At 73.3% G+C, this 24607-nt stretch carries 25 protein-coding genes; 13 read left to right on the top strand and 12 right to left on the bottom strand.

Translation table 11 applies throughout. The features are described from left to right. Window positions 1–50 precede the first annotated feature (50 nt). A complete protein-coding gene (locus OV079_RS20790) occupies window positions 51–821 on the top strand; it encodes a LolA-like protein (RefSeq protein WP_267770597.1) in 771 nt (256 codons plus the stop codon). Between the two features lie 175 nt (window positions 822–996). On the opposite strand, the gene OV079_RS20785 is transcribed toward OV079_RS20790, so the two are convergent. Both OV079_RS20785 and OV079_RS20780 read right to left on the bottom strand, forming a co-directional pair. Continuing rightward, entirely contained in the window at window positions 997–1338 is a 342-nt protein-coding gene (locus tag OV079_RS20785; RefSeq protein WP_267770595.1) for a hypothetical protein, read from the bottom strand. A gap of 763 nt (window positions 1339–2101) precedes the next feature. Then, a complete protein-coding gene (locus OV079_RS20780) occupies window positions 2102–2338 on the bottom strand; it encodes a hypothetical protein (RefSeq protein WP_267770594.1) in 237 nt (78 codons plus the stop codon). Window positions 2339–2461: 123 nt separating this feature from the next. On the opposite strand from OV079_RS20780, the gene OV079_RS20775 reads away from it, so the two are divergent. After that, window positions 2462–3031, top strand: coding sequence for a hypothetical protein (locus OV079_RS20775; protein WP_267770593.1), 570 nt, complete (start codon window positions 2462–2464; stop codon window positions 3029–3031). A 164-nt stretch (window positions 3032–3195) separates the two neighbouring features. Here OV079_RS20775 and OV079_RS20770 read toward each other — a convergent pair whose 3' ends face one another. After that, on the bottom strand, window positions 3196–7002 hold the full coding sequence (locus OV079_RS20770) for a serine/threonine-protein kinase (RefSeq protein ID WP_267770591.1): 3807 nt from the start codon (window positions 7000–7002) through the stop codon (window positions 3196–3198). A 227-nt stretch (window positions 7003–7229) separates the two neighbouring features. On the opposite strand from OV079_RS20770, the gene OV079_RS20765 reads away from it, so the two are divergent. From OV079_RS20765 to OV079_RS20750, 4 genes are all read left to right on the top strand, one after another. After that, entirely contained in the window at window positions 7230–8441 is a 1212-nt protein-coding gene (locus tag OV079_RS20765; protein WP_267770589.1) for a thiolase family protein, read from the top strand. Window positions 8442–8504: 63 nt separating this feature from the next. Then, on the top strand, window positions 8505–8711 hold the full coding sequence (locus OV079_RS20760) for a hypothetical protein (RefSeq protein WP_267770588.1): 207 nt from the start codon (window positions 8505–8507) through the stop codon (window positions 8709–8711). Then, window positions 8711–9055 carry a hypothetical protein gene (locus tag OV079_RS20755; protein ID WP_267770587.1) on the top strand — a complete coding sequence of 115 codons (345 nt, stop codon included), beginning with the start codon at window positions 8711–8713 and terminating at the stop codon, window positions 9053–9055. Before OV079_RS20760 ends, OV079_RS20755 begins: the two co-directional genes overlap by 1 nt. A gap of 81 nt (window positions 9056–9136) precedes the next feature. Further along, on the top strand, window positions 9137–10090 hold the full coding sequence (locus OV079_RS20750; RefSeq protein WP_267770586.1) for a homocysteine S-methyltransferase family protein: 954 nt from the start codon (window positions 9137–9139) through the stop codon (window positions 10088–10090). A gap of 138 nt (window positions 10091–10228) precedes the next feature. Here OV079_RS20750 and OV079_RS20745 read toward each other — a convergent pair whose 3' ends face one another. Then, on the bottom strand, window positions 10229–10984 hold the full coding sequence (locus OV079_RS20745) for a PAS domain-containing protein (RefSeq protein WP_267770584.1): 756 nt from the start codon (window positions 10982–10984) through the stop codon (window positions 10229–10231). A 472-nt stretch (window positions 10985–11456) separates the two neighbouring features. On the opposite strand from OV079_RS20745, the gene OV079_RS56110 reads away from it, so the two are divergent. Further along, on the top strand, window positions 11457–12077 hold the full coding sequence (locus OV079_RS56110; protein ID WP_267770583.1) for a ribosomal protein L7/L12: 621 nt from the start codon (window positions 11457–11459) through the stop codon (window positions 12075–12077). Between the two features lie 43 nt (window positions 12078–12120). On the opposite strand, the gene OV079_RS20735 is transcribed toward OV079_RS56110, so the two are convergent. Together OV079_RS20735 and OV079_RS20730 are read right to left on the bottom strand one after the other, a co-directional pair. Continuing rightward, window positions 12121–12498, bottom strand: coding sequence for a sulfite exporter TauE/SafE family protein (locus OV079_RS20735; RefSeq protein WP_267770581.1), 378 nt, complete (start codon window positions 12496–12498; stop codon window positions 12121–12123). Then, window positions 12495–12893 carry a TSUP family transporter gene (locus OV079_RS20730; protein WP_267770580.1) on the bottom strand — a complete coding sequence of 133 codons (399 nt, stop codon included), beginning with the start codon at window positions 12891–12893 and terminating at the stop codon, window positions 12495–12497. The genes OV079_RS20735 and OV079_RS20730 overlap by 4 nt, the downstream gene beginning before the upstream one ends. 72 nt (window positions 12894–12965) lie before the next feature. Here OV079_RS20730 and OV079_RS20725 point away from each other — a divergent pair, with 72 nt between their 5' ends. Beyond that, window positions 12966–13109, top strand: coding sequence for an MYXO-CTERM sorting domain-containing protein (locus OV079_RS20725; protein WP_267770579.1), 144 nt, complete (start codon window positions 12966–12968; stop codon window positions 13107–13109). Next, a complete protein-coding gene (locus OV079_RS20720) occupies window positions 13106–14149 on the top strand; it encodes a hypothetical protein (protein WP_267770578.1) in 1044 nt (347 codons plus the stop codon). Before OV079_RS20725 ends, OV079_RS20720 begins: the two co-directional genes overlap by 4 nt. A 41-nt stretch (window positions 14150–14190) precedes the next feature. On the opposite strand, the gene OV079_RS20715 is transcribed toward OV079_RS20720, so the two are convergent. Next, window positions 14191–14754 (bottom strand): hypothetical protein, encoded by a 564-nt coding sequence (locus tag OV079_RS20715; RefSeq protein ID WP_267770576.1) that lies wholly within the window; start codon window positions 14752–14754, stop codon window positions 14191–14193. A gap of 300 nt (window positions 14755–15054) precedes the next feature. Here OV079_RS20715 and OV079_RS20710 point away from each other — a divergent pair, with 300 nt between their 5' ends. Together OV079_RS20710 and OV079_RS20705 are read left to right on the top strand one after the other, a co-directional pair. Next, window positions 15055–15489, top strand: a complete 435-nt coding sequence (locus tag OV079_RS20710) for a hypothetical protein (RefSeq protein ID WP_267770575.1) — start codon at window positions 15055–15057, stop codon at window positions 15487–15489. Window positions 15490–15905: 416 nt separating this feature from the next. Further along, the gene (locus OV079_RS20705; protein WP_267770574.1) at window positions 15906–19766 is read left to right on the top strand and encodes a M36 family metallopeptidase; all 3861 of its coding nucleotides are present in this window, start codon (window positions 15906–15908) and stop codon (window positions 19764–19766) included. On the opposite strand, the gene OV079_RS20700 is transcribed toward OV079_RS20705, so the two are convergent. After that, the gene (locus OV079_RS20700; protein ID WP_276602759.1) at window positions 19672–20775 is read right to left on the bottom strand and encodes an NAD-dependent epimerase/dehydratase family protein; all 1104 of its coding nucleotides are present in this window, start codon (window positions 20773–20775) and stop codon (window positions 19672–19674) included. The genes OV079_RS20705 and OV079_RS20700 overlap by 95 nt on opposite strands. A 226-nt stretch (window positions 20776–21001) precedes the next feature. Here OV079_RS20700 and OV079_RS20695 point away from each other — a divergent pair, with 226 nt between their 5' ends. Together OV079_RS20695 and OV079_RS20690 are read left to right on the top strand one after the other, a co-directional pair. Next, window positions 21002–21709, top strand: coding sequence for an MFS transporter (locus OV079_RS20695; RefSeq protein WP_267770573.1), 708 nt, complete (start codon window positions 21002–21004; stop codon window positions 21707–21709). Further along, window positions 21655–22341, top strand: a complete 687-nt coding sequence (locus tag OV079_RS20690; protein WP_267770572.1) for a hypothetical protein — start codon at window positions 21655–21657, stop codon at window positions 22339–22341. The genes OV079_RS20695 and OV079_RS20690 overlap by 55 nt, the downstream gene beginning before the upstream one ends. Here OV079_RS20690 and OV079_RS20685 read toward each other — a convergent pair. From OV079_RS20685 to rd, 4 genes are all read right to left on the bottom strand, one after another. Continuing rightward, the gene (locus OV079_RS20685) at window positions 22320–22451 is read right to left on the bottom strand and encodes a hypothetical protein (RefSeq protein WP_267770570.1); all 132 of its coding nucleotides are present in this window, start codon (window positions 22449–22451) and stop codon (window positions 22320–22322) included. The two genes, OV079_RS20690 and OV079_RS20685, sit on opposite strands and share 22 nt — an antisense overlap. A 400-nt stretch (window positions 22452–22851) precedes the next feature. Further along, entirely contained in the window at window positions 22852–23385 is a 534-nt protein-coding gene (locus OV079_RS20680) for a hypothetical protein (RefSeq protein WP_267770569.1), read from the bottom strand. Between the two features lie 212 nt (window positions 23386–23597). Continuing rightward, window positions 23598–24113: a response regulator gene (locus OV079_RS20675; protein ID WP_267770567.1), complete on the bottom strand. Its 516-nt coding sequence runs from the start codon at window positions 24111–24113 to the stop codon at window positions 23598–23600. Between the two features lie 217 nt (window positions 24114–24330). Next, window positions 24331–24504 carry a rubredoxin gene (gene rd, locus OV079_RS20670; RefSeq protein WP_267770566.1) on the bottom strand — a complete coding sequence of 58 codons (174 nt, stop codon included), beginning with the start codon at window positions 24502–24504 and terminating at the stop codon, window positions 24331–24333. Window positions 24505–24607: the final 103 nt, after the last annotated feature.

Below are 24607 nucleotides of genomic sequence, written 5' to 3'. Positions count from 1 at the left end.
GGGCGGCGCCCGGACGTCGCATAGCTTGTCCAGGCGAACGGAGGATGACGATGCAGCGATGGATCTTGACGATGGTGCTCGCGCTCGGCGGCGCGGCGGGGTGTGACGACGGCGGCGAGGGCAAGGGCCGGGCGGCCCCGCAGGCCGACATGACGGCGGAGCAGGTGGTGGCGAAGCACCTGGCGGCGCTGGGCGGGGAGGGCAAGCTCAAGGCGACGAAGACCCTCGTGTTCCGCGGCGAGTACCAGGAGGGCGGCGCGGTCGATGCGTTCGTGGCCTACCGCGCGCGGCCCAACAAGCTCCGCAAGGAGGGCACGCACGAGGGCAAGGCCTTCGTGAAGATCTTCGACGGCGACAAGGGCTGGCTGGCCGAGGGCGACGCGCCGATGGGGCCGGTGCCGGCCGATCACGCGGTCAAGATGAAGCAGTACGCCGAGTTCGACGACGCGCTGGTCGACGCCGCGGCGCGCGGGCACAAGGTCGAGCTGGTCGGCGCCGAGGACGTGAAGGGCAGCAAGGCCTACCACCTGCAGCTCACGCTGGCGAGCGGCGACGTGGAGCAGCGCTGGCTCGACGCGACGACGTTCCTCGACGTGAAGCGCACTGTCACTTTCAAAGACAAGGCGGGGGTGCAGAAGACCAAGCACGTGACGTACAGCGACTGGCGCGAGGTCGGCGGGCTCAAGTTCAGCTTCGCCAGCGAGGGCGAGCTCGACGGCAAGCTCGGCAAGGTGAAGATCCTGTCGATCGAGGTCGACGGGGTGATCGATCCGTCCAAGTTCACGGCCCAGCTCAGCAATACGGTGGCGATGGCTCGCTGAGCGCCGTCGCTTGCCCGGGCGCCGTCCGCCTCGCCGTCGGCGACGAGGACGGCGCCGTTACGTCGGTGGGCCGGGCGGCGAGGGACGAGGGGGAGGGCAGCCCGGCCGGTGTGGGGCGGGGTGGCACGAATCATGGCAGTCGGCGCGCCGGCTCGATCATGATAATCCGCGGCGCTCAGGCGCGTTCGGGTTGGTTGTCCTTCACCTCGAGGCGGCAATCCTCGGTGGCGGGGTCGTAGCATTGCTCGCCGCAGGGCTTCTGCGACCCGGCGCATTCGACCCGGCCGGTGCTGCAGCTCTGATAGAACGGGTCGTAGCACTGGCCGCCGCAGGCCCGCTGGGCGCCGCGACAGACCAGGGCGCCCGGCTGGCAGCTCTCGGTGGCGGGGTCGTAGCATTCGTCGCCGCACGGCTTGTCGGTGCCGCGGCAGACCTTGCGAGGGCTCGCGCCGGCGGTCCCGACCAGAGCGAGACCGGCGCCGAGAGCCACAGCGAGCGCGAGGGTGATACGTCGCATGCGTATGGAGTTGCGACCGGGGCCGGGGGTCGCCAGTCAAGACGCGATCAATTGCGTGCAGGGCGACGCTGCAGGGACACGTCGCGCGGTGTCGGGTGGGCTCGCGGGCGCGCGTCCACGGGTGCACCCGGGCGGGGCGGGGGCGTCGACGGCCGCCCGGCGAGGCGGCGATCGGCCGGGCGGCGAGGTTTCTCGGATGGCCGAAGAGACAGGTCTCCTCGGGACAGGTCGCAGCGATGGGCCGAGATGGCCGAAGAGACGGGTCGAGCGTCTTGCGGGCCCGTGCGTCTGCACGGCGCCGGCATGAATTTCCAGGCGCTCCATCGCTGAGTTCGGCCGTTGCGCGGCGATGTTCGGCGCGGTCCCGTTGCTCGTCCGCGAGCGCGCGCCGGCCGGGGTGCGCAGGCGGCAGCGCAGCGGCTGTCCCGAGAGACAGCATCGCCATTGCCGGCGAGCGCGGCGCGGCGGCGCGCGGAATCGGGGCAGCACAAATCGCGCTCGGGCGGGCGGATGGATCGGGCCCGGTGCGGCCCGGATTTGCGAACGCAGAGCGGCGCCGGAACGGCGTTGGAACGGCGAAAGCGCCCCAGGGGGCGCACAGAGGAGGCTCACGCGAGGCTCCGGCTCCAGGCCTCCGCAGCCCGCCGGGAATGTGACAGGAATCGTCGCAGGATGTGGGGCATGGCGGGCGGACGGGCGGCGGTGTTGGCGGTGTGCGGGCTGATGCTCGTGGGCTGCTGGAAGGACAACCCGGCCTTCATGGTCACCGCGGGGCCGGGCGAGGGGAGCGGCGACGGCGAGACCACGAGCGGGTCCGCGAGCGACGGGCCGGACACGACGAGCGGGACCACCGACGAGGCGACGACCGCGGGGTGGGGCCGGGTCCGTCGACGTCGACGGCGAGCACGACCACCGACGCGGGCTCGAGCGAGCCCGAGACGACGACCTCGACGACCTCGACGACCTCGACCAGCGGCGACTCGGGCGACAGCACGAGCACGACGGGGAGGACGCGGCGCCCGCCTGCGGCGCGACCGGCCTGGGCCCGGCCGAGCTGCAGGCGCGGCAGTGGAACGGCCTGCTCGCCCAGGCCTGCAACGACATCCCCGGGCGCAACTACCGGGTGCTCGAGATCGCGGGCGTGTTCGTCACGGGGGTCCCGTGCTCGAGCAACCCGGCCGCCGGCTGCACCGGCTGCGACTACGGGAAGACGCTGCTGTTCGGGTTCACCACGCCGGCGCCCCAGGGGGTGATCGAGCTGTCGAAGTGCGTGTATCTGTCGGCCCACGGGGCCATCGACACCCCGGCGCCCGAGCCGTGCCGCTACCGGCAGATGGCGCTGTGGTGGGACGACAGCAACACGCCGGCGAAGAAGGCGCCGCTGGCGATCTTCGGCCACGACACTCTGGCGGTGGATCCGTCGGTCGCCGACATCAGCGACGCCGACCTCGGAGTCGGGCTCGTGCCCGCGGAGGCCGAGTGCTCGTGCGTCGACGGCGAGGACTGCTGCCCCGACAAGGCGGTCGAGTACGACTTCCTCTTCGAGGGCGAGGAGCCGGTCGCGGTGCCGCAGGGGACGTCAGGGCCGGTGAAGCTGGCCGGCGCGACCTACGAGGCTTACAACGGCCAGTCGTTCGAGACCGGCGCGTGCGGGCAGGAGCAGCGGTTCGACTGGTGGCTGCTGCGGCAGTGAGGGGCCGCCGGTGACGACCGCGCGGGGACGCGCGGACGAGCCGGCCCGCGACTCGGAGCGCCGGCGACGGCATGGCCTCCGTGACATGCTCGATCGGTCATGTTCCATCGAGCATGCTCCATCAAACATGTCCGCATGGACATGCTCATGAGGGCAGCGGGGCGTCAGCGGGCGGGGAAGCCGGGCAGGAGGGCGCGGGTCATGCGGTCGGGGCGGCGGACGCCCTGCTCGGCGAGGGCGCTGTCGGCGGCGGCGACCAGCTTCGCGCCCTTCTCCCCGCCGGTGAGCTCGCCGAGGCGGCGGCGGGCGGCGGCGGCGTAGAGGGCCATGTCGGCGGCGCGCAGGCCCGGCTCGGCGGCGCGCAGGCCGGCCAGGGCGCGCTCGCGCTGGCCCTGGATCGCGGCCAGGCCGGCGCCGACCAGCTCGCCGAGCGGGCGGGCCCACGGGGCTGTCTCCAAGGCCAGGCGGCTGGCCTCGTGCTCGACCAGGCGGACCAGGCCGGCGCGCTCGCTGTCGCCGTGGTCGGACCCGAGGCGCAGCAGCGCGGCCTGGGAGCGCAGGAAGCCGAGCACGACGTGGGCCCACTGGCTGTGGAACAGCAGCGAGGTCTCGAGGTCGGCGAACTCGCGCTCGACGCGGCCCCACGGCGCGGCCGGGTCGTCGCCGTAGAAGTCGACCAGCAGGCTGCCGACGAAGGTCCACAGGCGCGGCGGGCCGAGCGACTCCTCGGGCAGGCGCTGCTGGACGTAGCCGATCTCGGCGCGGGCGCGCGGCAGGTCGTCCTCGGCCAGCCAGTAGGCGACCTGCGGCCCGCCGCGCAGCAGCGCGTCGGACCAGCTGTCGTCGCGATCGCGGGCCTCGGCGATGAAGGTCGCGAGGCGCTGGCCGACCAGGCGCAGGTCGCCGAGCAGGAAGTGGGCGATCAGGCGGTGCGACTGGCCGGACACGATCTCGAAGTTGGTGCCGGTGCACTCGCCGCGCAGGATCTGCTCCGACTGCTCGAGCAGGACGATGCTCTCGCGCCAGCGGCCGAAGTGGAACGCCGCGACCCCGCGCGACAGGGCCAAGAGGCCGCGCGGCAGGGCCTCCGGGGTGCGCTGCAGCAAGGCCTGGGCCGCGCTGGCGAGCTTCTCGGTGCGGGCGCGGTCGGCCTCGCCGCCGGACGACACGAACGCGACCTCGGCCGCGAGCGCGCAGGCGGCGTGGAAGATGTTGCCTGTCTTGTAGGCCAGGTTGAGATAGCGGGCCTGGAACAGCGCGGTCAGCGGGAGGTCGTGCGCCGACAGGCTCGACGACAGGGTGCGGCACACCGCGAGGCGCACGAGGTCGTCCGGATTGACCGTCTTGGGGTCGCGCTCGCGCAGGCCGAGGCCGCGCAGGCGCCAGCGGGTCCGCTCCCACGCGAGGCTGGTGTGCAGGGCGCGGCTGGTGGCCGGGAGGCTCATGCCGGCGGCGGCGAGCACCTGGCGGATCGTCTGCATGCCCTCGGGCAATTGGCCGGCGCGCAGGAACTGTTCGCCGGCGCGGCGGCGCAGCTCGAGCGCGCGGGCCGGCGGCTCGGAGGCGGCGGCCTCGAGGTAGAGGCGCGCCGCCTTGACGCCGCGGCCGGCGTTGGCGAGCGCGTCGGCGAGGCGGACGCTGAGCTCGGCGCGGCCCTTGTCGCTGTGCGGCTTGAACTCGAGGGCGAGGCGGTAGAGGCGGGCCGCGCGGTCGAAGGCGAGGGCGGCGGCGGCCTGGTCGGCGGCCATCTGCGCGTAGTCGCCGGCGCGCTCCCACTCGCCGGCCTCGCGGTAGTGCAGCGCGAGGGTGTCGCTGTCGCGCTCGCCGTGGTTCTCCATGGCGACGGCGAGGTCGCGGTGGCGGGCCTTGAGGTCGTCGGGCGGGAGGGCGCCGAGCACCAGCTCGCGCACGCGGTCGTGGTAGGTCTCGATGATCTCGCTGTCGCCGCTGCGAGTGAGCACGAGGTGCTCGCTGCGCAGGGTGGCGAGGGCGGCGTGGGTCTCGGGCAGACCCGCGGCGGCGCCGGCGAGGCGGAGGTCGACGGGGCCGCCGGCGACCGCGGCGATCTCGAGCAGGCGCCGCGCGGGCTCGGGCAGGCCGTCGATGCGGGTCAGGAGGACGCGATCGAGGGTGACCTCGCCGCGCTCGCCGGGGCGCTCGCCGGTGGCCAGCAGGTGGCGCACGAGCTCGCTGACGAACAGCGGGTTGCCCTGGGCCTCACGCGCGACCTGGCGGGCCCGCGCGCGCAGGTTGGCGGGGAGGAGCGACTGCGCGAGGTCCTCGGCGTCGGCCTCGGACAGGGGGCCGATGTGCAGCTCGCGGAGGTCGAGCTCGCCGCGGGCCGCCTCGCGCAGGGTCTTGAGCACCGCGCCGTTGTGGGCCTCGGTGCGGTAGCTGGCGATCAGCAAGAGCGCGGGCGCGTCGGGCGGGCGCAGCAGATCGGCGAGCAAGGCGGCGCTGTCGCGATCGCCCCACTGCAGGTCGTCGATGTGCAGCACCAGCGGGGCGCGATCGGCCAGGCGCGCGAGCAGCTCCTTGAGCGCCGCGAAGGCGCGCCGCCGCAGCTCACGCGGGTCGGGGATGTCGACCGAGCGCCGCGGGGCCTGGGTCACGGCCTTGACGCGCTGCAGCACCGGGAACACGCGGGCCAGGGCGTGCACGTCGCGCGGCATGAGCTCGGCGACCTTGGCCTCGGGCAGGCGCAGCAGGTGCTTGGCGAGCGCGTCGATCAGCGAGTCGAGCGCCTTGAACGACACCGACTCGCGCTCGTAGCAGCGACCCGCGAGCACCACCGCGGGGCCGCGCTGCAGGCGGGCCAGGAACTCGCGCACGAGGGCGCTCTTGCCCATGCCGCTGCGGCCGTAGACCTGGACCAGCGCGGCGCGGCCCTTCTGCGTGGCGGCGGCGGCGTCCTGCAGGGCGCGCAGCTGGGCCTCGCGGCCGACGAACAGGTCGCGCTCCTGACCGACCGAGGTGCGCGGGCGGATGCCGGTCGGGCCGCTGCCGACGCGCTGCAGCACCTCGGCGCTGCCGGGCCGGGCCTTGGGGTCGCGGCTGAGCAGCGCGATGCACAGCTCCTCGAGATCCTTGGGCAGGCCCGAGACGATGCTCGACGGGACCGGGGCGTCCCGCTCCTGCTTGGCGATCATGATCTTCAGGCCCTTGCCCTTGAACGGCAGCTCGCCGGTCAGGGCCAGGAAGACCATCACGCCGACGGCGTACCAGTCGGAGGCGGCGGAGGCCGGCTGACCGCCGGCCTGCTCGGGCGAGATGTACGCGGGCGTGCCGACCACGCCGCCCGCCTCGGTGCTGCGCACCGTCTCGGTGATCGAGTCGCTGACGAGGCCGAAGTCGAGGATGACGAGCCGGCCCTCGCGGGTGATGAGGACGTTCGACGGCTTGATGTCGCGGTGCAGCTTGCCCGCGGCATGCAGCGCGCCGAGGCCGGCGGCCAGCTGGCGCAGCGCGGCCCGCAGGCGCTCCCAGCCCTGCTCGCGCTCGGCGGCCTGCGCCGCGGGGTCGGCGTCGCCGCCGTCCTCGGCCTCGCCGCGCACGTACTCGACGAACTCGAGCCCGTCGATGTACTCCATCGTGAAGAAGATCTGCTCGCCCTCGAAGAACAGCTCGTGCAGCTGGATGACGTTCGGATGGGCGACGTCGGCGAGGGCCCGGAACTCGCGCTTGAACCGGTACAGCGCGCCGGGGCTGACGTTGAGCAGGGTCTTCAGCGCGACCGGGTGGGCCCGCTCGCGATCGATGGCCTCGTACACCACGCCCATGCCGCCGGCGCCGACGCGGCGGACGATGTTGAAGCGCTTGTCGGCGGCGAAGCTGACGAACTGGGCGCTCTCGCCCGGATCGGGCTCGGGCGGCTGCGACGGCGCGCTCTTGCCGTCGCCCGTGAGTTCGTCGTCCGAGCGGAACGACATCGCCTCCTCGAGCGACAGCTGCGTGTTGTCGTCGCGACTCACGACCCCGGCAGGGTAGCTCTGCCGCCGCCCGCGCGGAACCCGATCCGCGCTCTCGCGGGCCAGGGGCCGCGCACGCGAGGGTGCGTCGGCGGCCGCGCAGCAAGCGGGGCGGCAGGCCGCGTCGCGCGTGTGATCGTCCTCCGCACGGACCGCGCGCGGTTCGCGTGAGCGAGCGCAACTGAAACGTGGCCTGAGCCCGCGGGCGGTCGTGATAACCCCCAAGGGACATGACCTCCGATGCTCGCACGCCCGTCATCGTCGCCGCCGTCCGCACGCCGATCGGGCGGCTCCGCGGCGCGCTCGCGCCGGTACGGCCCGACGACCTCGCGTCCCACGTCGTCCGCCACCTCGCGGAGCACTACAGCCCGGCGATGGAGCAGCTCGAGGACGTGTACTTCGGCGCCGCCAACCAGGCCGGCGAGGACAACCGCAACGTCGCGCGCATGGCCTCGCTGCTGGCCGGCCTGCCGGTCGAGATCCCCGGCGTCACCGTCAATCGCCTGTGCGGCTCCGGCATGGAGGCCATCATCCAGGCGGCCAAGAGCATCATGGTCGGCGAGGGCTCGGTCTACATCGCCGGCGGCGTCGAGAGCATGACCCGCGCGCCCTACGTGATGCCGAAGGCGAGCGACGCGTTCGCCCGCGACGCCCAGTTGTTCGACACGGCGCTCGGCTGGCGCATGACCAACCCGGCGATGGAGCGCCTCTACGGCGCGGAGCCGCTCGGCATCACCGCCGAGAACGTGGCCGAGCGCTACCACGTCAGCCGCGCCGACCAGGACGCGTGGGCCCTCGGCAGCCACACCAAGGCCGCGGCGGCGCAGGACGAGGGCTGGTTCGACAACGAGATCGTGCCGATCGAGATCCCCGGGCCCAAGGGCGCCGATCCGGTGCGCGTCACCGCCGACGAGAGCGTCCGCCGCGACACCACGCTGGCCGCGCTGGCCAAGCTCAAGCCGGTCTTCAAGGCCGGCGGCAGCGTGACCGCCGGCAACAGCTCGCCGCTCAACGACGGCGCCGCGGCGCTGCTCATCACCAGCGCCGAGCAGGCGCACAACCTCGGGCTGCGGCCGATGGCTCGCATCGCCGCGTGGGGCCACGCCGGCGTGGCGCCCGGGGTCATGGGGATTGGCCCGGTGCCGGCCAGCCGCCGTGCGCTCAAGCGGGCCGGCCTGCAGGCCTCGGACCTCGGGGCGGTCGAGCTCAACGAGGCGTTCGCGTCGCAGACGGTGGCGTCCATCCGCAGCCTCGACCTCGACCCGGCCAAGGTGAACCCGGGCGGCGGCGCCATCGCCCTCGGCCACCCGCTGGGCTGCTCCGGCGCCCGCATCACCGCCACGCTGGCCCACGGGATGGCCCGCGCCCGCGTGCGCTGGGGGCTGGCGTCCATGTGCATCGGCGTCGGTCAGGGGATCGCGCTTGTGCTCGAGCGCACTTGAGCGAGCGGCGCTGCGCGCATGTTTGTTGGCGGCCTGGCCGCCGCGGCCTATCGTCCGGCTCCAATGCGCAAGAACATCGTAGCTGGCCTCGCCTGCATGCTCCTCGCCTTGCCCGCCTGCAACGGCGGCAGCGGCGACACCGACACCGACAACACGCCGAGCACCACCGAGAACGCGACCGCGAACGACACGACGACGGCGCCGACGACGACCACCGAGACCGGCGGCGTCGTCTGCGAGCCGCCCCGGCCGGCGGCGTCGGCGGCGTGATGAGCGAGTTCGGCGCGCCCTGCACCATGGACGACGAGTGCGTGGCGATCCTCGGCGAGGGCGGCGTGTGCCTCACCGACATCCTCGAGCTGTACGACCTGCCCTGCGGCTACTGCAGCAAGCTGTGCGAGCTGCCGCCGAACACCGCCTACGTGCCCGACGACGCGATCTGCGGCCAGGGCGTGACCTGCATCGGCGCCGACATGTACTTCGAGGGCTGCGTCGTCGAGTGCACCGACAACGCGGACTGTCCGCGCGAGGGCTACGAGTGCCGCATCATGCCGACCATCGGCCAGCCGAACGACCCCAAGTTCTGCCTGATGAAGGACGAGTTCATGCGCTGAGCCCCAGGGGCCGGCAGAGGCGGGCCTGGCGCCCGGGACATGCTCGAAAGGACATGCCCGGGCGGACATGTTCTTGGGAGCATGTCCATGAGGCCATGGCCGGCGCCGGCCCTGCTCGACGGGGCGATGGGGACCGAGCTCGAGCGCCGCGGCGCGCGCATGGACGCGCCGCTGTGGTCGGCGCACGCCCTGGTCGAGGCGCCCGCGGTGGTGCGGCAGGTCCACCTGGACTACCTCCGCGCGGGCGCGCAGGTGATCACGACGAACACGTTCCGCACGCACGCGCGCAACCTGGCCGCGGGCGGGCGGGCCCACGAGGCGGCGGCGCTGACCCGGCTGGCGGTGACTCTGGCCCGCGAGGCGCGCGAACAGCTGGCGGAGGACGATCCAGCGAGCGCGGCGACGGCCCGGATCGCCGGATCGATGAGCCCGCTCGAGGATTGCTTCCGCCCGGCCGACTCGCCGGGCAGCCGCGCAGGGCCGGAGCACCGGGCGATGGCCGAGACGCTGGCTGGCGCCGGCTGCGACCTGCTGCTGGTCGAGACGATGGGCCGCGTCGACGAGGCGGTCGCGGCGGTGACGGCCGGGCAGGGGCTCGGTCTGCCGGTGTGGCTGGCGGTGGTGTGCCGCGCCGACGGGCGCCTGCTGGCCGGCGAGTCCTTGGAGGAACTGGTGGCCGGGCTGCGCGGGCTCGCGGTGCAGGCGCTGCTGGTCAACTGCACGGAGCTGACGTTCTTGCCGGCGGCGATCCCGGCGCTGGTGGCCGCGGCTGGCGCGACGGACATGCTCCTCGGGACATATCCGCACACCGGGCGCGCCGAGCCGGGGCGCTTCGTGACGCACGCGGTCACGGCCGGAGCGTTCGCCGCCGAGGTGGCGGAGATGGCGAGGAGCGCCGGGCTGCACCTGGTCGGCTCGTGCTGCGGGTCGACGCCGGCGTGGACGGCGGCGCTGGGGCGGGAGCTGTACCGAGAGACAGGTGAGCGAGAGGCCGGGAGAGCGTCGCTGGCGGCGGCGGTGCCCCGTCGGCGTTGAAGCGGTGGGCGGTCGCCTGTTCCAAGGGACAGGTCGAAATCGACGGCGTTCGCTGGCCGAGAGACAACTTTTCTGGTCCACGCCGCGGGCCCGATTCGTTCGACATGTCCGGAGAGACAGATCGAGTGGTCGCGCGACTCAGCCGGGCCGCGGCACCCGGGCGAGGGCGTCCTCGAGGGTCGCGGCGGTCGTCAGGTGGGTCAGCGTGGCGAAGCTCGTGACGAGCAGCTGCGCGAGCGCCGGGGACACGCCGGCGAGCAGGCACTGGGCGCCGAGCAGGCGGGCGGCGGCGGCGGTGCGGCCGAGGTAGTCGGCCACGCGCTCGTCGGCGTCGACGAGGCCGGTGACGTCGAGGATCAGCGCGTGCGCCCGCTGCTCCGCGATCGCGGCCAGGACGCTCTGGTTCAGGCTCTGCACGCGGGCGGCGTGGTAGTGGCCGACCAGCGGGACCACCAGCACGCCGGCGGCGACCCGCAGGACCGGGGTCGGGTTGTTGCGCTCGACCGTGGCGGCGGCGGCGAGCCCGGCGGCCACGCTGGCCTGGGCGGTGAGGTCGACGACCACGCCGATGCTGTAGCGGACGCCGGCGATCTGCGTGACGTGGACGGACATGTGGATCGGCGTGCGCTTGCCGGTCTGCAGGCCCACCGCCGAGAACTCGTAGTGCTCGGGGACCGCCTCGCCGGCGATCCGCCGGCGGTAGCGATCGACGACGAATTCGCGGTCTTCGGGGGCGATGAAGCGGACGAAGCTCTGGCCCAGCGCCTGCTCGAGCGGGCACTCGCACAGGCTCGAGAACTTGTCGTTGCACCACTGCAGCATGCCGTCCTGCATCACGTACAGCGCGATGGGGAGGTGCTCCAGCAGCGCGAGGACCTGGGTCGCGTCCAACATCCGGACGATATAGCCGAGCCGCTCGGCGCCAGCACGGCGTGGAAGCGCGCAGCACCGCCCTTTCGGCGGCATTTCGTCGCAGCTCGGTCCGCCCCCGAGGGCGGCGCCCCACGACGCCCGGCGAGGCCGCAGGACGTTCGGTCCGATCTCGCCGCGCACCTCGCGGACCTTCACCCGCCGCACCTTCGCCGGTGCGGTAGCGACGAGCGACCCGGCCGTCGCGGTCCTCGGCAAGATGTCTCGAGGGACATGTCCGTCGCCAGCGCTCCGCCGGGCTGCGCGTCGCCGCGTCGGCGCCGTCGAGCCCGGCGCTGCCGACCTCTTCCGCGAGGGCGCGCTCCGCGGGCCGCGGGTCGGCGACTCTGGTACCGTCGTCGCCCATTCCCATGAGCGAACGACTGGATGTGGTCATCGTGTCGGACGAGGGGCGGCGGTTCACCACCAGCGCTGGGGCGCCACGGCGCTGTTCGACATGCTGCTGGCGGGTCCCGAAGGTGCCGTCGCGCAGGCCCGTGGCTTCGACCGCACGGAGGAGATCAGCGACGTGCTCGCGGCGTGTGTGATCGACCTGGTGCGCCGCCGGCTCGTGGTCGCCGGCCCGGCGGAGGTGATCAGCGCCGCCGGCCCGCGCGTGGTCGAGCCGCAGGACGTGCTCGTCGCCCTGGCCCGCTCCTGGTCCGGGTGGAGCCTCGCGTACGAGCCCTCCTTCGTGCTCGAGCCCGTCGTCCTGTACGTGCGGAGCCTCGGCCTTTCGCTCGCCTCGTTGAACGAGCCCCACAACCTCTCCGACTACCTGGGCCGACCCCGCTTCGTCGCCCCGACTTACACACTCGACGTCATCGTCGGCGAGAGCGCGCCCGAGCGGCGCTTCACGAGCGGAGCCGACGCGTCCGCCGTCATCCTCCACAGCCCCGGTGACTCCAAGATCGCCGTCATCAAGGCCCTCCGCGAGCTGTCACCGATGAGCCTCAAGGAGGCGAAGGACCTCGTCGCGTCGGCCCCTTGCACCCTGCGCGCGGCCGTCCCGCGCCAGGAAGCGAGGGCGATCGCCGCGCGCCTGCGCCTGGCCGGTGCGATCGTCGAGATCCGCTGATCGCATCGACCCGCGCCGGCCCCGGCCGCCCGGGACCTGTCCTTCAGACCAGCAAGGACGCCCCGCTGACCGCCACCATCACGACGATCGTCCAGCGGACCAGCGGCGCGCCGGCGCGGAGCTGCATGCGCGCCCCGAGCCAGCCGCCGAACGTCATCCCGATCGCCAGCTGGCCCGCGCGCGGCCAGTCGATCTGGCCCGCGGCGGCGAACACCGCCACCACCAGCAGCGTGTACACGAACACCAGCGCCACCTTGGCCGCGTTGGCGCGCAGCAGGTCGTGGCCGAGGTGGGACACGAACAGGGCGATCAGCGGGAAGCCGACGCCGGCCTGCAGGAAGCCGCCGTAGACGCCGATGAGCAGCGCGAGCGCGTAGGCGGCGGTGCCGGGCGGGCGCGGCTCGGGCGGCGGGGTCGTCATGCCACCTGGCCGAAGACCAGGAACAGCGCCCACGCGACCAGCACCCCGCCGATGATCGGGCGCAGCAGCGCGTCGCTGGTGCGCGTCGCCAGCCACGCGCCGAGCAGCGCCCCGGCGCACATCGGCGGGGCCATGCGCGCGACCAGGCCGGTGTGCAGGGCGCGGTCGCGCGCGAACGTGAGCGCCGCGGCCGAGCCGTGGGCGAGCACGCCGATCCGGCTGGTCGCGTTGGCGACCCCGGGCGGCAGGCCGAGGCCGATCAGCAGCGGCAGGATGACGAAGGAGCCGCCGCCGGCGAGGGTGTTGAGCACCCCGGCGAGCACCCCGGCGAGCACGAGCAAGGTCGGCCCGACGTAGGGGTCGGCCAAAAAGCCGCCGGTCGGCGAGGCGAGCACCGGGCGACGGTACGCGATCGCCCGCGCCGGCGCACCTTCCCAGGCCGCCGCCGCGTGTGCCATCGTGCGGCCATGACGCCAGGAGCCCGCGTGGACGTGCCCCCGGGGCCGCCGCCGAAGAAGGGCGGCTGCCAGGTCGACGCGCAGGCCGACGCGGGCGCCGGCTGGCTGCTGCTGCTGGCGCTGTGGGCCGCGCGCCGGCGACGACGAGCATGACCGCGACGACGCTCCTCCGCGGCCCGATCGACGCGGCCGACCTCGTGCGGCGCTGGTGGCTCCGCAAGCTCGGGCGCGTGGTCCGGCCGCTGATCCGCCGCCGCGAGCTGCGGATCGCCGTGCTCGGCTCGACCATGGTCTGCACCGCCCTGCTGGCCACGCTGGTCGCGCCGCTGTGGCTGCTGATCCTCGGGCCGCTGGTGTGGGGCGTGCCGCACCTGGTGGCTGACCTTCGGTACATGCTCGTTCGGCCAGGTTATCACCGGCGCGCCGCCCTGGCCGTGCTGGCCGGGCCGCCGCTGGTCTACGTCGCGCTCGGCGGGCACCTGCTGTGGGGCTTCCTGGCGGCCGGGCTGGCGGCCGCGGCGGCGCGCGCGAGCCTCGGCCGGCGCGCGCTCGGGGTCGTGTTGGTGGCGGCGCTGGCCGGCAGCTTCGCCGCGCTCGGGCGCACCGGCGACGTGGTGTTCGCCCACCTCCACAACGCGATCGCGGTGCTGCTGTGGTGGGCCTGGCGGCCGCGGACGTCGCGGCTGCACTGGCTGCCGCTGGCGCTGATGGTCGCGGCCAGCGTGTTCCTGGTCAGCGACGTCGCGTTGTCGGCGGTGCGCGCCAGCGGCGGGCTGCAGTGGTTCGGCGGCGGCATGGGCCCCGAGTACCAGGTGTGGCGGCTGTCGCCGGGCGTCGGCCCCGAGTGGGCGCTGCGGCTGGTGCTGCTGTTCTGCTTCGCCCAGACCATCCACTACGGGGTGTGGCTGGGCCTTCTGCCCGACGAGGACCGCGACCGCGCGACCCCGCCGACCTACCGCGCCCGCTGGGCCGGGCTGCAGGCCGACATGGGCCGGCCGCTGCTGTGGGCGGCGATCGCCGTGGCCGTCGCGCTGGCGCTGTGGGCCGCGCGCGACCTGATGTCCGCCTGCCACGGCTACTTCCGCATGGCCCGCTTCCACGGCCACCTCGAGCTGTGCGCCGCGATGCTGCTGCTGCTCGAGGGCGGCTCACGGGACCTGCGCGATGGCGCAGGTGCGAACGGACATGTGTGAAGGGACATGCTGTATCGGGCATGTCCGTAAGGGCAGCCGGATCAGCCGGGGTTGACCGGGAAGCACTCGCAGCGGCCCCAGTCGCCGACGCAGCCCCAGGGCACGCCGCCGTCGAGCTGGGCGAAGAAGGCGTCGTAGTCGCTCTGGCCGAGGGCCGGGTTGCCGACCGAGGAGAAGCTGCCGACCTCGGTCAGCTGCGGCGCGCCGGTCAACGAGGCGAGCTTGTCGTTGCCGGCCAGGGCGAAGTGGCCGACCGACGCCAGGCTGTCGAGGCCGACCAGGCTGGTGAGGCCGTCCATGCCGCCGCCCTCGCCGTGCGAGCAGTCGCCGATCGTGAAGGTGCCGACCGAGACGAGCGCGCCGAGCCCCGCGAGGTCGGTGACCGCGGGCAGGGCGTTGAAGGTGAGCTGGCCGCCGCTGACGAGGCCCGCGAGCGGGGCGAGGTGGGGGACCTTCGGCAGCCGCTCGAAGTGCAGGTCGGCCTGGACCACGGGCTCCAGGCCGGTGAGCGAGACGAGCTTGGGCAGGTCGAACAGGGTGATGTGGACGGGGTCGGCGCCGTTGGCGGCCATGAGCCCGCCGAGGCCGGCGAGGCCCGGCAGCACCGCGTTGCCCTCGATGCGCAGCTCGAGCGGCGCGCCGGCGACCCCCAGGTCGCGGCCGCGTGCAGGTCGACGAGCGCGTCGTTGTCGCGCAGCACGACCGACGCGACGCCGGCGAAGTCGGAGGCGAAGCTCGGCAGCGCGGTGATCCCGAGCCGCTCGAGCTCGAGGACCGGGGCGACGCGCAGGCCCGCCAGCGCCCCGAGGTCGCCCAGCTGCGGCATGCCGGTCAGCTTGAGCGACTCGACCTCGCGCAGACAGGCGAGGCTCGACAGGTCGGTGAGCGCGAGGTTGCCGGCGATCGTGACCGACCCGTCGACGCGCTCGAGGTTGCCGAGGCTGGCGATCTCCTGCAGCCCGGCGTTGGCGCCGACGTACAGGTCGCCGACGATGTGGTCGACGCAGGCGAAGTTGGCCCCGGCGCCGGTGAGCATCACCATGCCCTCGTGCGACGAGAAGCTGTCGCACGGCGGGCCGCAGGCCGCGGGCGGATCGAAGGTGCTCGAGACGTCGCCGCCGCCCGAACCGGAGGTCGACCCGTCCTCGGTGTCGCTGGTGGTCGGCGTGGGGACGGGGTCGGTCGGCCCCATCGTCGTGCCGGAAGAACCATCGGTGAGCGCCGTGGTGGCCCCGACGGTCTCGCCGGGGTCGCTCGCGGTGTCGGTGTCGAGCGGCCCGGGGACGGTGCCCTCGTCAGGGCATGCGCATATGACCAAAAGGACAGGTAAGAGGCGATAACGGAGAAAGCCAAGCATGACAGCCATGATGCCGTAGATCGACCGCAAGCGCGACGGTGCCGCCCGGCGTAACGTGCGAGCCGCGGCGGCGCGCTGGCGGGCGCGTTCTCCGCGAGGGGGCATGGCCGCGCTGCGCGACGCACGATCGGGGGTGACGCTCGAACCGTGCGAGTGATTCCCGCGTCGCGCGTGCGAGCGGGTCGGCGCATGGAACCGCGTTCGACCGGGGGCCGGCAGCATCTGTACGAACGGACAGGTCGGTGCCCGTCGCAGCTCCTGCGCGGCCATGCGCCGCGCGGCGTATTTCGTGGTGACTCGACACGAGGGGTCCAGCGGCTAAGCTCGGCGCCGATGCACCATCGATCGAGGATAGGCTTCGTCCCCTGCGGATATCTTCTGACACTGGCTGCCGCGCTCGTGCCCGCCTATGCGTCCGGGTCGACGGTGCCGGCCCTCGCCGGCGAGTTCGTGAGCGACGCGGTGATCGCCTCGCGCCATGACGGCGCGCCGTCGTTCGTATGGGCCACCGGCGAGTCCCCGCGCGGCGCCTCGCCCGAGCAGGCGGCGCGCTATCACCTCGAGCGCCTGCGCCCCCTGTATGCGGTGCCGCGGGCGGCCCTCGCCGGGCTGCGCCTGGTCCACGTCCACGACACCGGCCGCGGCGGGATCGTGGTCATCCTCCGGCCCACGGTCGCCGGCGTCGACGTCATGCAGGGCGACATCAAGGTTCTCATGGGTCGCGACCTCGGCCTGCGCGCGATCGCTGGCAGCCCGCATCCGGCGGCGCTGGCCAGCAGCGCCCGCGCGGCCGCAGTGAGCGCGCCCGCGAGCGTGTCGGCGGCGCTGCGCGAGCTGTTCGGCGTGGATGTCCCGCAGGACAGGTGGGTCGCGACCCGGGCGGCCGACGCCGCGGGGCGGGTGCCGTACACGCTGGCCAAGGCGCCCGCGGGGCTGCGCCTCGACCGGCCGGCGCGCGTGCGGCCGGTGTACTTCCCGAGCGGCCGCACGCTGGTGCCGGCCCACCGCGTCGAGGTCCAGGCCACGCCCGTGGGCGGCGAGCTCACCGCGTTCGCGGTCGTGATCGCGGCCGACGACGGGCGCGTGCTGGCCCGCCGCGACGCCAAGCAGCGCGACGCGTTCTCGTACCGCGTGTGGGCCGACGAGGACGGCGACCACCGCCCGCTCGACGGGCCGCTGGAGGACTACACGCCGCACCCGCTGGGCGAGCCGACGGGCGGGCCGACGAGCGGCGTGGCGCCGGTGTTGATCGCGATGGAGGGCTTCAACGCCAATCCCGACGGCGTCGCCGACCCGTGGCTGCCGCCGGGCGCGACCGAGACGAACGGCAACAACGTCGACGCGTACTGCAACCACGGCGGCGACGAGCTGCTCGGGGCCAAGGACTTCCGCGCCACGGTCACCGCGCCGGGCGTGTTCGACCGCACCTTCGACCTGACGAAGGAGCCGATCGGCGACAAGGAGCAGTGCATGGCCTCGGCCACGCAGCTGTTCTACGTCACCAACTACATGCACGACTGGTGGTACGACTCGGGCTTCAACGAGGGGGCCGGCAACGCGCAGGTCGACAACTTCGGCCGCGGCGGCGTCGGCGGCGATCCGCTGCTGACTCTGGCCCAGGACGGCGCGTTCGACGGGGCCCGCGACAACGCGTTCATGGTGACGCTCGAGGACGGCGAGTCGCCGCACATGCACATGTTCCTCTACAGCGCGCCGGCGGGCGAGCTGTCGCTGACGGTCGACGGCGAAGCGTACGCCGTCGGCCAGGCCGGCTTCGGGCCGAAGGTCTACGACGTCACCGCCGAGCTGGTGGTGGTCGACGACGGCATGGGCAAGAGCCCGACCGACGGCTGCGAGCCGCCGCTCAACGACCTCTCCGGCAGGATCGCGCTGATCGATCGCGGCACCTGCGAGTTCGAGCTCAAGGCCCAGCTCGCCGAGGAGGCGGGGGCGGTCGGCGTGATCTACCCCGACATCCTGGCCGACATGCCGGCCTACCCGCCGGGGCCCGACCACACGATGGAGGACCCGACGATCCCGGGGCAAGGGCTGGCGAAGGCCGACGGCGACGCGCTCAAGGCCCTGCTGATGAACGGCCCGCTGACCGCTCACATGGTCGGCGACAGCCTGCCCGAGCGCGACGGCACGCTCGACAACACGATCGTCGCGCACGAGTGGGGTCACTTCATCCACAACCGCCTGGTCGAGTGCGTGAGCTGGCAGTGCCGGGCCCAGGGCGAGGGCTGGGGCGACTTCCTCGGCCTTCACCTGTCCCTGAGGTCAGGTGACGACCTCGACGGCACCTACGCCGCCAACGCGTACGCCAGCTTCGATCCGACCGGCTACTTCGGCGTCCGGCGGGCCCCGTACTCGGTCGACATCACCAAGAACGCGCTGACCTTCCGCCACATCGGCGCCGACGAGCCGCTGCCCGACGAGCACCCGCTCAACGACCTGTTCGGCGCGCCGAACTACGAGTCGCACAACGCCGGCGAGGTGTGGGCGACGATGATGTGGGAGGTCTACGTCGCGCTGCACAAGGTCAACTCGGGGCGCAAGAGCTTCGACGAGGTGCGGCGGGCGATGAGCGACTACGTCGTCACCGGCATGATGATGGCGCCGGTCGGGCCGACCTTCACGGAGCAGCGCGACGCGGTGCTGGCGGCGATCGCGGCCGCGGACCCGACCGACTTCGCGGCCGCGGCGACGGCGTTCGCCCGCCGCGGCGCGGGCACCTGCGCGGTCGGGCCGTCGCGCGACTCGGTGACCTTCACCGGCGTGATGGAGGACTTCGAGGTCCGGCCGCTCGGGGTGATCGCCGCGGCGGCGGTCGACGACCTGACGATGTCGTGCGACCAGGACGGCGTGGTCGACGTCGGCGAGCCGGGGGTGCTCAACGTCAACATCGACAACCTCGGCGGCGGCGACCTGGCGGGCGCGCAGCTCGAGGTGTCGGCGTCGAGCCCGAGCGTGACGTTCGCCGGCGAGACGAAGCTGGCGCTCGACAGCCTGGCGCCGCGCGACTCGCTGTCGCTGCAGTTCCCGTTCGAGCTGCCCGAGGCGCTGGCCGGCGTCGAGGACGTGACCTTCACGGTGACGATGACGACGCCCGGCGGCTGCACGAGCGAGACGGTCCGCGAGCTGGCGGTGGTCCTCAACGGCGACCCGATGGCGGCCTCGTCGTCGCTCGACGACGTCGAGGCCGCCGACTCGCTGTGGAAGACGGAGGGCAACGGCGGCGCGGCCCTGTGGTCGCGCGCCGCCAACGCCTCGAGCGGCAAGGGCTGGCACGCCGACAACGCCGACGTCACCACCAACACCTGGCTCACCTCGCCGGCGATGCAGGTCGCGGCCGACCAGCCGCTCAAGATCTCCTTCGACCACGCCTTCTTCTTCGACTCGTCCGCCGACCAGGAGGCCAACGTCCTGGCGTGGGACGGCGGGGTCGTCGAGATCTCCGCCGACCAGGGCAAGACCTGGGACGACCTGTCGAAGTTCGGCGACCCCGGCTACACCGGCATGATCGCCAGCAGCGACAACCCGCTGTCGAACCGGCCGGGGTACGTCCTCGTCAGCCCGTCGTACCCGCTGCTCGACCACGTCGAGGTCGACCTCGGCACCGCGTTCGCGGGCCAGGAGATCCAGCTGCGCTTCCGCCTGGGCACCGACTTCGCCACCGGCGCGCCCGGCTGGGACATCGACAACATCGGCTTCTCGGGCGTGACCAACACGCCGTTCCCGGGTGGGTGGCCGACCCCGGCGACTGCGTCGGCGCGGTGCCGACCACCAGCGAGGGCTCGGACACGAGCAGCTCGACCGACGCGCCCGACAGCTCGAGCGGCGAGCCCGACTCGGGCACGACGTCACCGCAGACCGGCAGCGACGACGGCTGCGCCTGCCGCTCCGACGCGGGCAGCGGCTGGCGAGGGGCGGGGCTGCTGGCCCTGGCGGGGCTCTTGCGGCGGCGCCGGCGGGTCGCGTGAGGCTGGCCCTCGGGGCATGACGAAAGGGGCATGTTCTCGAACATGCCCCTTCGCGCATGCGAGGAGAAGCATGTCCGAAGGGACATGCCCGCAATGCGCCTGCGGGCCCGTCCGCACCGCGAGCCCCCGGCTCGCGAGGTCGGTGCTCGGGCCGCCCTCTCTTCAGGTCTGCGCCGGCGACCTCAGGCCGCTTTCTTCTTCTTGGCCTTGGGCTTGCCGGGGGCCGGGTGCGCGGCGTGCCAGGCGGCCAGCAGCTCGGCCTCGCGCTCGCGCGTGATGCCGGCGCGCATCTTGGCCCCGCGCGGCTCGGGCAACGTGTTCCACCAGGCGACCGTCGCGGTCACGGTCTCGGCCAGCGGGCGGAACTTGAGGCCGATCGCGGTGGCGCGGTCGATGCGGAACGAGGTGGCGCCCTCGAAGCCGGGGTCGGGCGGGATCCACACCGGCAGGTCGCTCCACGGCTCGACCTTGTTGTCGGCCAGGAACTGGCGGTCGACCCACGTGAACTCGGCGTTGCTGGCGAGCGCGGCCTTGCTGCCGTTCAGGAGGTCGCCCATCGGCATCGGCGCGCCGTTGGCGTTGTAGATGCCGACGTGGCCGCCCTCGATCGCGGTGATGATGAAGTCGGCGAGGTCGCGGACATCGATGAACTGCACCGGGTTCGCCGGGTCGCCGGGCGCGAGCACCTCGCCGCCGGCGGCCACGCGCACGGGCCAGTAGGTGAAGCGGTCGCTGCCGTCGCCCGGACCGACGATGAGGCCGGGGCGGACGACGGTGGTCCGCCCGGGCAGGGCCGCCTCGGCGGCCTGCTCACACAGGGCCTTGAGCGCGCCGTAGTGGGCCGGGATGTCCTCGGTCTTCGGATCCGGCGCGACCGCGACGGGCGAGGTCTCGTCGATGCCGACCTGGCTGGTGTCGGCGTAGACGGAGATGGTCGACACGAACACGTACTGCCGGACCTTGGGCGCGAGCAGCTCGGCCGAGGCCTTGACGATCCGCGGCACGTATCCCGAGGTGTCGATCACGGTGTCCCACGTGCGACCCTCGAGCGCCTTGAGGTCGCCGTCGCGGTCGCCGCGGAGCTTCTCGACGTTCGGGAACATCTCGGGGCGGGTCTTGCCGCGGTTGAACAGGGTGACGGTGTGGCCGCGGCGCTGCGCCGCCTCGACCAACTCGGGGCCGAGGAAGGCGGTGCCGCCGAGGATCAGGATCTTCTGCGCCTGGCCGCCGAGCACCACCGGTTCGGGCCGCAGCGGCGGATCGGCGGCCGGCGGCGCGTCGTTCAAGCGGTGGGCGCGGCGGTCTGTTCGCCGGACCGACGACAGGCGGCGAGGACGAGGGCGGTGCTGGCGAGGCGGAGGAAGCGGCGACGTGCGAGGCTCATGCAGGGCTCGGTGGTGGTACGACCCACGGGCCCGCGGACGGGTTTCGCGGCGACGACGTGAGCCGGTGACGGGGCGCGCGGCTGCAGGCGCGGCCCCGCGGCGCGGGCGTCCTTCTACAATCGCGGCGATGGCAGAAGACGAGGGTCGGGTGTGGCGAGCGGCGCGGGCGATCGCGCCGCTGCGCCGCGAGGAGCTGCCGGGGGCGCTGTGGTCGGCCGGGCTGCTGTTCTGCGCGCTGTGCTCCTTCTACATTCTCAGGCCGCTGCGCGACGAGATGGGGGCGGCCGGCGGGGTCGACGGCCTGCCGTGGCTGTTCTCCGCGACCTTCCTGCTGATGCTGGCGGCGGTGCCGGTCTACTCGTGGGTGGTGGCGCGGTTCGGCCGGCGCACCATCGTGCCGCTGGTCTACCGCTTCTGCGCGTTGGTGCTGCTCGGCTTCGTCGCCCTGTTCGCGCTCGCCGACGGGCCGGTGCTGGTGTGGACGGGCCGCAGCTTCTTCGTGTGGGCGGCCGTCTACAACCTGCTGGTCGTCTCGGTGTTCTGGGAGCTGATGGCCGATCTTTGGCGCCGTGAGCAGGGCGAGCGCCTGTTCGGCCTGGTGGCTGCCGGCGGCAGCGCGGGGGCGCTGCTGGGCCCGCTGCTGACCGCGGCGCTGGTGCCCCACCTCGGCGCGCCGGCGCTGGTGCTGCTGGCGGGGCTGTTCCTCGAGGGCGGGATCGTGTGCGCGCGCGGGCTGATGCGGTCGTTTCAGACAGGTTCGAAGAGCATGTCCAAAAGGCCATGTCGATGGACGCCCGGCCGATCGGCGGCGGGTCGCTGGCGGCGTTCGTGCTGATCGCCCGCTCGCCGCGGCTGCGCGGGATCTCGCTGTGGATCGTGCTGCTGACGACCACCGCGACGTTCGCGTACTTCGAGCAGGCGCGGATCGTCAAGGCGGCGCTCGCCGACCCGGCCGAGCGCACGGCGCTGTTCGCCAAGACCGACTTCATCGTCAACGCGATCAGCGTGGCCCTGCAGGGGCTGGCGGTCGGGCGCATCATCCCCAGGCTCGGGGTCGGCTGGACGCTGGCGCTCCTGCCCCTGATCTCGCTGGTCGGCTTCGCGGTGCTGGCGGCCTCGCCGGTGCTGGCGGTGCTGATCGGGTTCCAGGTGCTGCGCCGCGCGGCCGACTTCTCGCTGGCCAAGCCGGCCCGCGAGGTGCTGTTCACCCAGGCCGGGCGCGAGGCCAAGTACAAGGCCAAGCACCTGATCGACACCGCGCTGTACCGCGGCGGGGACGTCGCGGCGGGCTGGCTGTACAGCGGGCTCGGGACGCTCGGGCTGGCGACCGCCGGGCTGTGCGGGGTGGCGGCGGCGCTGTGCCTGCCGTGGGCTGTCCTATCGCGCAGGCTCGAAAAGACAGGTGCGAACGAGCAGGGCGAAGAGGACAGGTCCGAAGAGGCAGGTCACTCGCCGGCGAACACGTAGAGGCGCTCGCCGAGCATGGCGACGCCGCCGAGCCGCTCGCCCGCCGGGGCGCCGGGGGCCGCGAACGGGGGAACGAGGCGAGCGAGCTCTGCGCGACCATCTCGAAGCACCAGGCCACGTCCTGGACGAACACGTCGGTCGGCGTCAGCCAGGCGGCGTAGCTGGTGAACGGGACGAGCTCCTCGAGGCAAGTGGCGTAGAACTGTCCGCTGACGTACGGGAACGGGGCGACGAGGTCGACGTAGAGGTCGCGCACGACCCCCGGGGTGCCGGGGTTGACGAGCGGCGTGAACGAGTTGCAGCACGGGCCCTCGAGCGCGAACTGGGTCGTGAAGCCGTCGGGCTGGAGCGCCAGGGTGTAGATCCACGCCAGCGGGTCGCCCACGGCGTAGACGTCGTAGGTGTCGAGGTCGGGGTTGTGGACCGCGTAGGACTGCAGCGGCGTGAACGGCAGGTCGGGGAACACGTCGGCCAGCGGGCCCGAGGAGAGCCACGTCTGATCGTCGCCCTTCAGCACGTGGTAGGTGGTCGCGGTGAGGACGACGATCGCGTCGTGGGCCTGGAGGTCGAAGGCGGCGATGGCCGGGCCGCGGGCGCGTGGCGTGGCGGCGGCTGGGGCAGGGCGACGCGCTCCCAGCCGAGCTGGACGTCGTCGAGGTACCAGTAGGCGCACGAGCTCGGGTCGTCGACGCACTCGTCGGGGCCCCAGGTGCAGTCGGCCTGGCAGGTGCGGCGCACGCGGCCGCACGGGTCGCACAGCGCCCCGGTGTCCATGACCTCGTCCGGCGTGCACTGCATCTCGCCAGGGCACAGCGGCGCGGCGGTGGTGCCGGTGGTCACGGGCTCGCCGGTGGTGGTGGCGGACTCGCTGCCGGTGGTGGTCGTCGTGGAGTCGAAGGCGCCGGTGGTGGTCGTGGTCGGGCTCGTGGTCGAGCTCGGTTCGAGCGAGCCCGCGGTCTGGGTCAGCGCGGCGCCGTCGTCCTTGAAGCAGCCGGGCAGGAGCGGCAGAACGACGAACGCGAGGGCGCAGCGGCGGACCGACATCCCGCGGATGCTAGCGCAGCCACCCCGCGCGAGGCGCCGCGCCGGCGTGCGCCCGCGCGGTCGGGGGCGCGCCGAAGCTGGCCTCGCGGATAGATCGTCGCGGTCTCGCCGCCGGGGCGCAGGAGCTCACGGCGGCGGCCTGTGCGCGGGGCGGTCTTCGCGGACATGTCGCGACGGACATGTCTCGGCGGCCATGTCAGCCGGCCGGCCGGTCAGGACGCGGCCTCGGGCTTGCGATCCTTGCGCGGCCACGAGAGCAGCTGGCACAGGCGGTCGACGATGGTGTCGAGCGAGGCCGGCTTCTGGATGCAGCCGACCGCGCCCAGGTGGCCCTGGATCTCCATCAGCTGCTCGATCGGCATGCCGCTGAGGATGACGACCGGGAGGGTCTTGCCGCCGACGTTGGTGGCCCGGCGGACCATCTTCATGGCCGTGTCGCCCCGCATGTCCGGCAGGTTGAGGTCGAGCACCACCATGTCGGGCTGGAAGCGCATGACGACCGCGACCAGCAAAAAGCCCTTGTCCAGGGTCTCGACGACGAACCCGGCCTCGGTCAGCGCGCCCTTGACCACCCTGGCCGTCGCCGCGTCGTCCTCAACAACCAAGACCCGTGGAGCACGTGTCGTCACGCCCTCCAGGGTGCAGGGTTTACGGTTCCCCGTCCAGAGCAAACTCGGAGCGCAGTGCGCCACGTTGGGGTCTTCGGGCCCGCGGTGAAACTGCTGCATGCAGGCGAACGGCGGCCGTCCGCGACGCCTGGGGTGATGTGGACCCATGCCGCCGCGCGCGGCCGCGCAGGCGGCGCTCGGCTCGCCGCGCGTCGATCGAGAGGCGCCCCGGGGCCGGCCTGAACGGCGTGACGACGACCGCGTGGGCGACCGTCGGCGAGCTCATCCGGACAGGTCCCAAGAGCCAGGTGGGAGGGGCGCCGCGTTCGCCCGGACTTCAGTCTTCGATGGGCTCGAAGTCGGCCTTGGTGGCGCCGCAGTCGGGGCAGTACCAGTCGTCGGAGATGTCCTCGAACGCCGTCCCGGGGGCGATGCCAGTGCCGGGATCGCCCTCGCGGGGGTCATAGATGTGCTCGCAGACGAGGCAGCGGTATCTCTTGGCGTTGGCCACGGTGAGGCCGAGCGTACACCGGCCGCGATGTGGCCGAAAGCACGGCGCGGCCCGCGTGATGACGGGCGGGGGCGGTCACGGCCGCCGATCTTCGGCGCTATGA

Source organism: Nannocystis pusilla (assembly GCF_026626665.1).
Lineage (GTDB): Bacteria > Myxococcota_A > Polyangia > Nannocystales > Nannocystaceae > Nannocystis > Nannocystis pusilla.
Note: the sequence above shows the minus strand (reverse complement) of the source record. Positions and strands in the feature narration are given on the sequence as shown.